This window comes from Paenibacillus sp. GCM10027629 (assembly GCF_042676425.1).
Classification (GTDB): Bacteria; Bacillota; Bacilli; order Paenibacillales; family Paenibacillaceae; genus Paenibacillus_K; species Paenibacillus_K terrigena.
Map to the genome: position 1 here is coordinate 669,745 of NZ_JBHTGZ010000012.1, position 11,999 is coordinate 681,743.

Sequence of the window (11,999 nt, forward strand, 5' to 3'; positions counted from 1 at the left end):
TTTGCAATAGTTTTTTTGAAAAAAATTTGGAACGACCTTCATCATAGAATAAGGCCGTTCTCAATCGCATAACGCGTTAACTGAACACGATTCTCTAAATGCAATTTCTGCAATATATTTTTGAGATGATTCTTTACGGTATGCTCCGAAATTTTCAACACCTCGGCTACCTCGCGATTGGACTCACCCTTCGCGACCCGCTCCAGAATCTCCTTCTCCCTCGCAGTCAATGGATTCATCGCGGCTTCAGGCTTCAGCTCACGCGGCTGAAACTCCTGCAATAACCGGAATGCCAGCTCCTTCGACATCGGTGCTTCATCGATCGCAATCGCTCGCAAGTATTCATGCCACGCAGAAGGCTTAAGGTTCTTCAACAAATAACCTTGCGCCCCCCGCTTCAATGCCTCGAATAAATGTGTAATATCATCCGAGACGGTGACCATAACAATTTTGACGTAAGGATACGCGGCTTTAATATGTTTGGTCGCCTGCAGTCCATCCATCTCCGGCATGGAAATGTCCATCAAGATTAAATCCGGCATGTACTGCGATGTCAATTCGATCGCCTCAAGCCCGTTCTTCGCTTCGGCAACGACCTCGAATTCAGGATCAATCGATAGAATATCCCGCATCCCTTCACGACCATGTGCATGGTCATCTACAATCAACACTCGAAACGCCTTCATTCCGTTTCCTCCTTTCCTTTCTGAATCCGAACCACCGTAAATCCCTCTTCACGCAGAAACGCAAGCTTCCAGCCCATTTGCCCTGCGCGATCCTTCATCATTTGCAACCCGTATTTCCCTTTAAGCTCATAAGGATATTCCGTGAATCCTCGCCCATTATCTTTCAGTTCACACCGAAACCCCTCGCCAGTCGAGTGGCCTGTCAACCATACCTTCGTCGCCTGCGCATGCTTCTGAACATTCATCAGCGCTTCACGCAGGCAGGCGAACAGCTCGATCTTTTCCTTGGCCGATAGCGGGTCTTCGGACAGCTGCCATTGGAGATGGACTTCCACACCAGTCTCGCGCTTGAATTCCTCGACCATCGTCAAGAGCGACTGCGACCAAGGCAAATCCGCAGCTTCTGGTTCGGTCTGCAGATTGCCGATCGCTTGTCTTACATCCTCATAGACATATCGCACCTTCTCGCGGAGCTTGTCCAATTTGTCGTTACGCTCCTGGTCAGACTTCGCCATCTCCAATTGGTCGAGTTTCACCGAGAGCATGAACAAGGATTGCGAGATGCCATCATGCAACTCACGCGCGAGCTTCTCGCGTTCTTGCAGCGCCGCCTTGACCATCCGCTCTTCGTTCAGCTTCTCCTGTGTCTCTTCCATCTTCTTGAACAAGCCGCGCATCATCGTAATCGTCACCAGGAATACGATCACCGTGGCGAGCACATTGCCTAACTCCATCGAGATATAAGGCAGCAAGAACGTATGCCGCGCATACTCCCAGAGCCCAATCGTAATCGTCGGGATGCATAATATCATCCATTTAAGCGATTTATAAGACATGAAGCCTCATTTCCTTTATTCGTTGTTACCGCGATTCCCTCAACCTTGAAGATACACAAGCCGAGCTGCACCGACAATCCCTGCGTGATCGCCGAGCTGTGCCGGAACAATCGGAACGGTCTCCGAATCTCGATACACCTGCATCACTTTATTATTTACTGCAGATCTAATTCTGTCGAATAAAAATTCGCCTTGTGCGGTAATCGCGCCCCCAATAATCATCGCCGAAGGATTAAAAATATTCAAGAGGTTCGCAAGCCCAACGGCGATAAATTCCGAATAATTGTCAATGATCTCAAGCGCAGCTGCATCGCCTTGCCGTGCAGCTTCGAACAGCAGCTCCGGCGTGCCAAAGTCTGGACCACCCTGCTCTGCTGCGGCCTTCATTTGCCTGATCAACGCCGTTACCGATGCATATTGCTCATAACAGCCCGCGTTGCCGCAGTTGCAAGACACACCACCGTGAACAATCACTTGATGGCCCACTTCTCCTGCGTATCCATCTCTACCTCGGAATGGCTGCTTATTCAGAATGACACAGCCTCCAACACCCGTGCCAAGCGTAATGCAAACAAAGTCGTTCCACGCTTGCCCCGCTCCTGTCCAAGCTTCTCCAAGCGCGGCTGCATTGACATCGTTATCTACCACGGCTGGTAGTCCTGAGACTTGTCGTACCCATTCTGCCGACAGTGCATCCGCCCATCCCGGCAAATTGCCCGTAGCACCCGTCACGCGACCCGTGCTATGCTGCACCTGCCCTGCCGTCCCAACCCCAACGCCAAGGAGCTGAACATCCAGTTCCTCCGCCTTCGCAATCAAAGAACGGATCATCTCCTGCAATCGATTGAGCAAAGAGGACGAGCCGCTCGCTGCCTCGGTCGACATTCTGTCCGTATAGCATAGTTCACCGTTGTCCAAGGCGATTCCCGCCTTAATGTTCGTACCACCAATATCGATCCCTATTGAGCCTCTCCGCATCTCATTCTTCCCCCTTCAGCGCCACAATTTAATATAGTTTATCCATAACCGCCTTCGCAGTCCGTTCAATGGCACGATTCGTCTGTTCCTTCCATTGCATTGAAGTTGCCGTTGTTAGAATATCGAGCACATGAATTTGCGTAATCTTCGATTTGAACGCTCCGCCTTCTAGTGGATTTTCCTTGGTATACGAGAGCAGCACCGCATCCGCATATTGCGTAATGGGAGATTTGGCATGGCTCGTCAGACAGACGAAAAACGCTCCATTCTCCTTCGCGGATCGAACCGTATCCACCACATCCTTCGTGCTCCCTGAGGTAGACACCGCAAACAACACATCATTCGGACGCATTAATGTCGCGGCCATCGCCATCACATGCGAATCGGTTATACACTCCGTATTGAAGCCAAGCCGCATGAATCGATACTTCGCATCCTCAGCCGTATAGGCGGAAGACCCCACGCCGATAAAATAGATTTTACCCGCCCGCTGCATCGCATCGATCGCTTTCTGCATTTCTTGCGTATCTAATAGCGCTAATGTATTCTCCAAAAATGACTTATTCTCCGACGTGATCTTACTAGCAATGGTAGCAAGGGAGTCATCCTCGTGAACATCACCATCTTCGCTTGTTACGCGATGAACCAGTTCTTGCGCAAGAGACAATTTGAACTCCTGATAGCCTTGAAAACCAAGCTTCCGACACAACCGAAGGACGGATGTGTCTCCCGCTCCTGCTTTTTCCGCTAAATCAGTCAACGTCGCATAGACGACACTCTCTGGATCACTTTTAATATAGTCTGCAATCTTCTGCTCGGTACGAGACAATGACTTATACATGCTATCGATCAGTACTAACGTATTCGATCCTTCATTTCCTTTGTTCAATGCTATTCGTTCTCCTTTATTCCGATGGCGGCTCTTCGACTTTCATGGATTGTATCGACGAATCGCTCGGTTATGCTCTGTGGTCTCGTGATCGCTCCACCTACGACGACGGCATATGCACCTATCTGGAGCAATGCTGCTGCCTGTTCAGGTGTGTAAATACGTCCTTCAGCAAACACAGGAATAGGCACTTGCTTCGATAATTCCTGAACAAGTTCCATATCAGGTCCTGCAATCGCTGGACTGTAATCGGTATAGCCAGATAGTGTTGTCGATATAATGTCAAAGCCGAGACGATAAGCCTCAAGGCCTTCTTCAAGGGTCGAGATATCCGCCATCAATAGACACGTATAATTAGCCTTCACCTTCCGGACAATATCCTCCAAATTCTCGCCATCCGGTCTCTCCCGTAAAGTCGCATCCATCGCCACGATGTCCGCCCCTGCCTTTACAACCGCTTCGACATCGTTATATTTCGGGGTTATATAGACTTCTGAATCTGGATAATCGCATTTCCAGAGGCCGATAATCGGTAAATCCACTTGCTCCCGGATTGCAGCAATATCTACAGGCGAATTCGCCCGAATACCTGCTGCTCCACCGCGTGCCGCGGCTACTGCCATCTTGGCCATCACATCACTCCCATGCAAGGCTTCCCCCGATAATGCCTGACACGAGACAATCAATTTCCCTGCAAAACGTTGAATAAGATCCTGTCGATTCATTTTATACACGTCCCAGCTGATAGATTTGGTGAACAATGTAGACTCAATGGTTATTCGGAGTTATCCTCCATTTTTAATTACAATATCGGTTGTTTCCTCCAAATCTTATCATCGCCAGCACGCACTGTAAACCATTTTTATACACAAAAAAACGAGGGCGAATGAAGGAGAGTCCCTTACTACAAAGGGTCCTCGCTTCATCCACACTCGTTCTCTAGCATTTCACATATCTACCGAATACTGCGCGTTGAATCTCTAACAATGAGTTCTGGCTGCAGCTTGACGATCGTGTTCCGCTTGCTTGTGCCTTGAATTTGCTTCATGATTAGATCGACAGCTGTCCTCGCAATTTGCGTCGCAGGCTGTCTAACCGTCGTTAAGTGAGGCCTGAGCGCCTCCGCAAGATATTGATCATCGAATCCAACGATTGATACTTGATCCGGCACCCGGATTCCCGCTTCGGACAATGCATTAATCGCTCCAAAGGCAAGATTATCATCCCCAGCAAAAATGGCCGTCGGCAGCCGGTCCTCTTGAATCCATTTCCGAACAATATCATACCCCTCTGCGATCGAAAATTCTGCTTCCTCCACGATAAAAGGCTCTAATTCAGCTTCTGATAACGCGCGAAGAAAACCTTTCTCACGGTCAATGGAGCTTCGGAACACATGCGGCCCACGAATATGCGCGATACGCGTATGGCCTAATTCAATCAAATATTTCGTTGCATCATATCCACCCTGATCATTGTCGACGATGACACTGGAAACGGACGGAATGTTCAGCTGGTTATCGACCAGCACGAAAGGAAGCTTTCTTTTCTTCAATTCCGTCACGTAATCCAATTCATGAATCGGTGAGAGGATGATAAGGCCATCCACACGCTCTTCTTGAATCAAGTAAGGATTCTTATCTTCTTTGTCCTTGGATACTGACAGCACCAGGAAATATCCATGTGATTCTAATTCTGAAGTAATCTCATGCATAATTTCATCCAGAAAAGAGTCGTGTAATGTCGTTGCAATGAGACCGACGATACGTGTCTTCCCGCGAGCTAGCGACCTTGCAGCCGCATTTGGAACATAGTCCAGCTCTTTGACAGCATCGAGCACCCTTTGCCGATTTTTCTCGCGAACAGAAGGTGAATTATTCAGAACCCGGGATACCGTGACGACGGATAAACCTGATTTTTTTGCCACATCAAAAATACTGACCTTCATCACGATTCTCTCCACCCACTATAGGGCAAACCCTATTTATTCAGACGCTCCAACAATTTTGTGATTTTTTCTTGGATGCCAGGCAGTGCCGCCTCAACCTTCTGATCCCCATTCTGAACGGACTGGAATTCATTAATGAGCAGCTCATTCAATTGCGAATAATTCGAGATCAGATGATTATACGATTCGACACCATATTTGTTAGCACCTTCATACACTTGCTTGATTACTTGAGGATCAACACCCTCGAAGCTATTATAATATTTCTCTTTGGCATTGTCATTGACTGGAGGCGTTCCGCCGCTTAACTCAATCGACTTTTCCTGTACCTCTGTCGTGAGCATGTATTTGATGAACTCATATGCTTCTTTCGGGTGCTTGGAATCTTTCAAGACGAACAATGGATCAACATAGAGCACGCTGCGCACGTCTGGATTCCCACCGATCGGTACCGCGGCAACACCTACTTTGAAGTTAAAGTCCTTCTGACTTGCTAGACTCCATGAACCAACAACCGACATTCCGATTTTACCGGAGAGGAACGGATCGCCGAATTGCCCGGCTACGGCTTTGGAGAAGGCAGGAGGAGGTGCTACCTTCTGATCCCAGATCAGCCCAATCCACTTCTGGTAGGCTGCGATCGCTTCAGGCGAGCCGAAATACGTCTCGCTTGGCTTGCCGCCATTCGTCCACGCGTCATCCGAATACACTTTGGCGCCGAAGTAAGCCGGACGCATATCGAGTTCGCCCCATCCAAAATCGATACCATACTGCGTCTTCGTAATATCATCGGATACCACCGTTAATTTCTTCGCCATCTCAATCATTTTGTCGAATGTCCAGCTCTTATCTTCATAATCCGATGGCGGATACGATACGCCCGCTTTGTCGAACATATCCTTGTTGTACAACATTAGCGTTACGTAGTTGTTCGAAGGAATACCATAGGTCTTCCCATCTACTTTATAGATGTTCATCAATTCGTCTTGAATACCGTAATCCGATGCCTTAAAGTTATCTGCCTTCATAATATCCGTAAGATCTGTCAGCAGCCCCTTATTGTAATACTCCATAAAGCCGCCATAACCGAAGTGAGATGTGATGTCTGGCGATTTTTTGGCAGCAATATTCGCTTGCAGCTTGGAATCAAATTGCTCGTATGGCGCTTTATCGACTTTGACTTTAATGTTCGGGTGTTTGCTCTCGAAATCTGGAATCAACTTCTCCACGAACGTGCGGTCCGGCGAATCAATCGTATAGTAGGTGATCGTCACGGGATCCGAGCTGCTTCCTTCCGAAGAACCCCCCTTCCCACATGCAGATAAGAAGAGTGTTAATAGCATCGATGTTGCTAACATAACAAACCACAGTTTACGACCATTTTTCATTCTTATATCCCCCTTAGTAATTTGTACAATTTGTATACATGAACGAATCGAAGAACGACTATTTAATACCTGTAAGTACAATCCCTTCGGTAAATCGTTTCTGTGCGACAGCGAACAACGCCACAACAGGAATAACCGCCATAATCGCAGCACACATGAGCAGGTTCCAAGGTGCAATTCGGAATTTCGAAGAGATCATGGCCGCCATTCCGATCGGAAGAGTAAATTTCTCCTGCGAATTCAAATACAAGACCGGAGCCAATAGATCATTCCAACTCCATACGAAGGAGAAGATTGCAACCGTCGCAAGTGCGGGACCAGACAACGGTAAGGCAATACTGCGGAACATCCTTAGTTCTGACGCGCCATCGATTTTGCCCGAATCATACAGCTCATTTGGTAAGGTATTAAAGAACTGCCGCAATAAGAAAATTTGATACGCGGACCCGAAAAAAGCTGGGACAATTAACGGCAGGAACGTATCCATCCAATTCATTTCCGAAAACAATAAAAATTGCGGGATCATAATCGCCGGATAAGGCAGCATCATCGTCGAAATCATCAGCATGAACATGAGATTCCGCCCTTTGCCTCGGTATCGCGAGAATCCATAGGCGACAACGGCCGATGAGAAAACGGTTCCAATAACCGTCAACACAGCAATGATGATACTGTTCTGATATAGCACGCCGAATTTAATCTCATCGTTCGTGAACAATTCCTTGAAATTCTCCCATTGAAATGATTGCGGGATCCACGTTGGCGGAAATAACAGCATTTCACTTTTGGTCTTGAGTGACGTCGAGATCATGAAAAAGATCGGTGAGATCATCGCTGCCGTACACACAATTAGAATAAGGAATGCGAGCCCCCGGCTGATGAGTTGTCTGTTCATCATGATTATTTGCCCCCCTCGTAGTACACATAGCGATTGGATGTCTTCATGATGATATACGTGATGATCAATACAGCGATGAGGAGCAGCCAAGCCATGGCAGACGCATAGCCTAACCGGAAATTCTTAAAGGCAGATTCGTATAAATGATAGACGTAAAATCGCGTGGAGTAATTCGGACCGCCTTGGGTCATAACATACGCTGGCGTAAACACTTGGAAGGATTCGATAATCGCCATGATGAGTTGGAATAAGAAGATCGGAGAAATCATCGGGAATGTGACATTCCAGAACGTAGACCACCGGCTTGCGCCATCAAGCTTCGCGGCTTCTAACAAACTTGCAGGTACACCTTGTAGTGCAGCGAGGAAGATCAGCATCCCTGCACCCATTCCCCAGAAGGACATAATAATTAACGCCCACAATGCAAGGTGCTCATCCAAGAACCAGAGCTGAGGCTTCACGCCGAACCAAGACAAGATGTAGTTGAAAAATCCGATTTGGGGATTGAAAATCCAGAACCAGAGCAAGGACATCGATACGCCGGACACCATACTAGGAAAATACATGGCTGTTCGGAAGAACCCTTTGGCTGGAATTTTCTGATTAATCAGCATGGCGAATATTAACGATAGAATCAGGGTAAGCGGCACGCTAATAATCGTGTACTTGAAGGTGACCCAAATGGATTTGTAGAACAAATCGTCTTGGAATAGTTCTTGATAGTTCGTAAGACCAACGAACTTCGGCGAGCTGATGATGTCATAATCCGTGAAGCTGTAAAAGAGTGATGCTGCGATTGGGTATAATGCAAAGATAATAAATCCGATAAGCCACGGCATAATAAAGAGATAGAAATAAAAATTCTCCCTGCCGGATGCGGATAATTTCATCCCGTCACCCTCCCTCTTTGTATTTTATCATCAAAATTAAAGGGCTTTAACTTTTAGGTACAAAAAAAACCTTTAACTTAAGGGGTAACACAGCGTAAGATTTACAGTAATTACTTTGAATCTACTATTAGATGCAAGGATTACTTCGAATCTAGCGATTCATGCTGTATGAACACCTGAAAGTTAAAGGGCTTTAATTTTGATGTATATCAGTATCATATCACCAATGGATAAAATTTCAATATTTTTTTTAGAAAATTAAAATGAAATTTTTTCAGAAGTTGTGCGTAATATTAATGAATGACTTGGAGAAAAATACATACATAACAGAAGGAGATGATCACATGATCGTTGTAACAACTGAAAATATTGCTGGTCACGAAGTGGTCGAAGTCCTTGGTCCTACGTTCGGCGTTGTCGTTCGCGCACGAGGGATTGGCGGAGATATCATGGCATCCCTAAAGGGGATTGTCGGTGGAGAAGTCAAACAATATACGCAAATGATCGAAGACGCGCGTCGCCAAGCGATGGATCGGATGGTACAGAACGCGCATGCCATGGGCGGAGATGCCATTGTCATGATGCGATTTGACAGCGGTGAAGTCGCGCAGAATATGAGTGAAATCGTGGCCTATGGTACGGTGGTCAAAGTGAGACGCTTGCCATGATATGGCTCTTCGGCTATTGGGGATTCCAAATTGTTCTTTTCCTGATCCTCTTATGGCTGAGCTGGGCATATTATGACAAGCGATATCGCAGCAAGTCCAATCAAGACAAAAGCCCGCTCTATTCCGGGGACTATATCAAAACGAATGAAATATTCGTTGATCCGAAGGATGGCTTGACCTATCAAGTTTACTACAATCCCAAGACCGGTGAACGCGAATACGTCGTCATTGACGATAAATGAATATCGAACTTATTCATACCCTATGTAAAATGGAGCCGCGCATTGCGGCTCCATTTTTATTACATTTCCTTGATATCCAGCTTTTCTTTACACGTTCAGATACGCCTGTAACTGACTGACCGGATTTACTACAGCACTCCCATGACATACTTCAAGCTGCCTTGGCTTCAGTTTCTCTACGATACGTGCGCTCTTCATCGCCTGATCCATATCAGCGGTGAACATTGGCATTGGACGCTTCAATTTGCTCCCGCTGCGATTGGAGGTGAATAGATCTCCGGCGAGCAGGATCTCATCACCTTCATGATAGAAGACGACATGCCCTGGCGAATGCCCAGGTGCGAAATAGGGTGTAAGCCCACCGACTGGTAATAATTCTCCTTGCTCATTCACAGGCAGCGGCTGAGCAAGTCCGCGTTTCACATTGAACTCCATCTTCTTGCGACGCGGATACATCCGCTCACCTTCCATATATGGAATCTCTTCTGCATAAGCATAGACCTTCGCACCTGTCTCCTCCACAATCGCATCAATGACACCCACATGATCAATATGTCCGTGCGTCAATACAATCGTGCGAATCGACCCCTGATTCAATTGTTTGACATGCGCCAATACCCCTTGTGCCATGTTCTTCATTCCCGCATCAACTAGTGTCCAGCCACCTTCCGCCTCATCACGGACTAACCACACATGAACAGGAATGAACGGGAAAATGAGCCATCCTTTACCTCTCCAAATTTGCTCCGATACTTGTGTCCACTTCATATTACTACTCTCCCTTTACTGTAAATTGTTGAATCATTCCTGCGATCATGACATCCATTGTTGTCTCAATGACTGGTGTAAGACGTTCCATAAGCACTGACGTGCCCTCTTCATTATCGATATACGTATGCACAATTCCCATTAACATGTAGAAATAGATTCGTGAACAAGTGAGACGTTGCTCTGCCGTGAGCCTGCTTGGTAAATTCGTGATAAGCACCTCTTCAAGTTGGCGGTAAATATCAAGACGCAGCTGATTGAGCGGCAATTCAGGTTCAGCTTCATCCACTCGAACAGACTTGATTGTAATCAATACCGATGCGATGCTGCGATGCTTCAAGCAGAACGTAATCCATTTCATACTGATCTGCTGCAGCACGCTGCGTGACTCGTTCCCGGAGTGGAGTAGTTCATGTGCTTCCGTTTTAAACTCCGTAAGGGGTGGGATCACCAATTGATGCAGCAGATCCTCCTTATCCTTGCAATGCATATAGATCGCCGTATGTGAGCATCCTGCCTGCTTAGCAATTTCTCTCATCGTAACTGCTTGAAATCCCTTCTCTTCAAACAATTCCCCTGCAGCACGCAGGATCCGTTGTTTTGTCTCTTCAGCACGTGCACCTTTTATTTTCGATGGTGTCTGATTCACCAGGAAACCCCCTTAACCCCATAACTAACCATTGGTTACTAACCTTTGGTTATATATTATGCGATAATGAATATTTTGTCAATCCACATCAATAAAAATTTCAATTTAAAGCCGAAACCATCATCCAACGCCACACTTTACATAGAAGCAGCTACTTTATCACAAAATAGAAAAAAACATACGGGAGTGACTGCTACAATGTCCAAGAAATCTCGAACTCACCGCTTACGAAACTTATTGATGTTGACATGTATTTGTCTTGTCTTCGCTTCTTGCAGCAAACCAATGGATCACCCTAAAACTTACAATGCTTCAGGCAGCTTTCACGACCAAGTCGTGCTAACCGAGAAAGACGGCACGGTATGGGTGCCTGTCAAACAAGCGGTTCAATCCTTAGGTTTTCAATTGCATGAGACGCGGAACCGGACGCTGATCGGTTATACCGATCCGATGTATGAGGTACAAACCGACAATCTGGAAGCCACCTCCCTCGGCTCGCCAGTTACCTTAAGTCAAGCGCCAGTTCGCCTAAAAGGTCGATTATATATGTCGACGAATGCCTTGTCCGAACTCTTGCAGACGAAAATGTATTGGAATAAAAATCAGCGCAAAATGATCATCGGCAATTTACAAGACAAAGGACCGATTAATTCCCATATAAAAACGCAAAGTGTTCATGGAATCCGGCCGCTTAGTAATGGAGGCACGAACCCAGAGGCAGTTGTCAATTATGCGCGCAACTATCTTGGGACACCTTATGATTTTGGAGCTCAGCCGTATGCCCAATCCAAAAAATTCGATTGCTCTTCCTTTACTCAGCATGTATTTATTAATTTCGGGGTTAGTTTACCACGTCTCGCAAGGGATCAAGGTAACATGGGAACACCTGTCACGAAGAGCAATATGGCGACGGGCGACCTCGTATTTTTCCGAGTACCTGGTCGATTCAATGATGCTAGCATTCCAGGACATGTTGGTATTTATATGGGGAATGGCAAAATCATTCATACCTGGGGAGATCCCGGCGTACAAATCAGCAATATAACCTCCGGGCACTGGGCGGAGAATCTGTTATTCATCCGCAGAGTATTGTAGGAAGTGCACAAAAAAGGACATGTACACAGCATAAAGCTGTCGCTCATGTCCTTCTTCACATTTATCT

General features: G+C 46.5%; 14 protein-coding genes. 3 read left to right on the top strand and 11 right to left on the bottom strand.

Going from position 1 to position 11,999, the window contains the following annotated elements; all coding sequences use genetic code 11:
* Positions 1-41: 41 nt before the first annotated feature.
* The 9 genes from ACFQZR_RS23685 to ACFQZR_RS23725 all read right to left on the bottom strand — a co-directional run bounded on the left by ACFQZR_RS23685 (position 42) and on the right by ACFQZR_RS23725 (position 8,510).
* Positions 42-686, bottom strand: a complete 645-nt coding sequence (locus ACFQZR_RS23685; RefSeq protein WP_379350489.1) for a response regulator — start codon at positions 684-686, stop codon at positions 42-44.
* Positions 683-1,498, bottom strand: coding sequence for a sensor histidine kinase (locus ACFQZR_RS23690; protein ID WP_379350491.1), 816 nt, complete (start codon positions 1,496-1,498; stop codon positions 683-685). Before ACFQZR_RS23690 ends, ACFQZR_RS23685 begins: the two co-directional genes overlap by 4 nt.
* Before the next feature lie 63 nt (positions 1,499-1,561).
* On the bottom strand, positions 1,562-2,500 hold the full coding sequence (locus tag ACFQZR_RS23695; RefSeq protein WP_379350493.1) for an ROK family protein: 939 nt from the start codon (positions 2,498-2,500) through the stop codon (positions 1,562-1,564).
* A gap of 28 nt (positions 2,501-2,528) precedes the next feature.
* Positions 2,529-3,389, bottom strand: a complete 861-nt coding sequence (locus ACFQZR_RS23700) for a MurR/RpiR family transcriptional regulator (RefSeq protein ID WP_379350495.1) — start codon at positions 3,387-3,389, stop codon at positions 2,529-2,531.
* 2 nt (positions 3,390-3,391) lie between these two features.
* Positions 3,392-4,114 carry an N-acetylmannosamine-6-phosphate 2-epimerase gene (locus ACFQZR_RS23705; RefSeq protein WP_379350497.1) on the bottom strand — a complete coding sequence of 241 codons (723 nt, stop codon included), beginning with the start codon at positions 4,112-4,114 and terminating at the stop codon, positions 3,392-3,394.
* Between the two features lie 230 nt (positions 4,115-4,344).
* The gene (locus ACFQZR_RS23710) at positions 4,345-5,334 is read right to left on the bottom strand and encodes a LacI family DNA-binding transcriptional regulator (protein WP_379350980.1); all 990 of its coding nucleotides are present in this window, start codon (positions 5,332-5,334) and stop codon (positions 4,345-4,347) included.
* Positions 5,335-5,366: 32 nt separating this feature from the next.
* Positions 5,367-6,722: an ABC transporter substrate-binding protein gene (locus ACFQZR_RS23715; protein WP_379350499.1), complete on the bottom strand. Its 1,356-nt coding sequence runs from the start codon at positions 6,720-6,722 to the stop codon at positions 5,367-5,369.
* Between the two features lie 58 nt (positions 6,723-6,780).
* Complete coding sequence (locus ACFQZR_RS23720; protein WP_314585653.1) at positions 6,781-7,620, bottom strand: carbohydrate ABC transporter permease; 840 nt, start codon at positions 7,618-7,620, stop codon at positions 6,781-6,783.
* 2 nt (positions 7,621-7,622) lie between these two features.
* Complete coding sequence (locus tag ACFQZR_RS23725) at positions 7,623-8,510, bottom strand: carbohydrate ABC transporter permease (protein WP_379350501.1); 888 nt, start codon at positions 8,508-8,510, stop codon at positions 7,623-7,625.
* Between the two features lie 344 nt (positions 8,511-8,854).
* Between ACFQZR_RS23725 and ACFQZR_RS23730 the strand changes: the two genes are divergently transcribed.
* Both ACFQZR_RS23730 and ACFQZR_RS23735 read left to right on the top strand, forming a co-directional pair.
* Positions 8,855-9,178, top strand: coding sequence for a YbjQ family protein (locus ACFQZR_RS23730; protein WP_018756237.1), 324 nt, complete (start codon positions 8,855-8,857; stop codon positions 9,176-9,178).
* A complete protein-coding gene (locus ACFQZR_RS23735; protein WP_018756238.1) occupies positions 9,175-9,420 on the top strand; it encodes a hypothetical protein in 246 nt (81 codons plus the stop codon). Before ACFQZR_RS23730 ends, ACFQZR_RS23735 begins: the two co-directional genes overlap by 4 nt.
* A gap of 87 nt (positions 9,421-9,507) precedes the next feature.
* On the opposite strand, the gene ACFQZR_RS23740 is transcribed toward ACFQZR_RS23735, so the two are convergent.
* Both ACFQZR_RS23740 and ACFQZR_RS23745 read right to left on the bottom strand, forming a co-directional pair.
* Positions 9,508-10,188: an MBL fold metallo-hydrolase gene (locus ACFQZR_RS23740; RefSeq protein ID WP_379350504.1), complete on the bottom strand. Its 681-nt coding sequence runs from the start codon at positions 10,186-10,188 to the stop codon at positions 9,508-9,510.
* Between the two features lie 4 nt (positions 10,189-10,192).
* On the bottom strand, positions 10,193-10,837 hold the full coding sequence (locus ACFQZR_RS23745) for a TetR/AcrR family transcriptional regulator (protein WP_379350506.1): 645 nt from the start codon (positions 10,835-10,837) through the stop codon (positions 10,193-10,195).
* 198 nt (positions 10,838-11,035) lie between these two features.
* On the opposite strand from ACFQZR_RS23745, the gene ACFQZR_RS23750 reads away from it, so the two are divergent.
* Positions 11,036-11,932 (top strand): C40 family peptidase, encoded by an 897-nt coding sequence (locus tag ACFQZR_RS23750; RefSeq protein ID WP_379350508.1) that lies wholly within the window; start codon positions 11,036-11,038, stop codon positions 11,930-11,932.
* Positions 11,933-11,999: the final 67 nt, after the last annotated feature.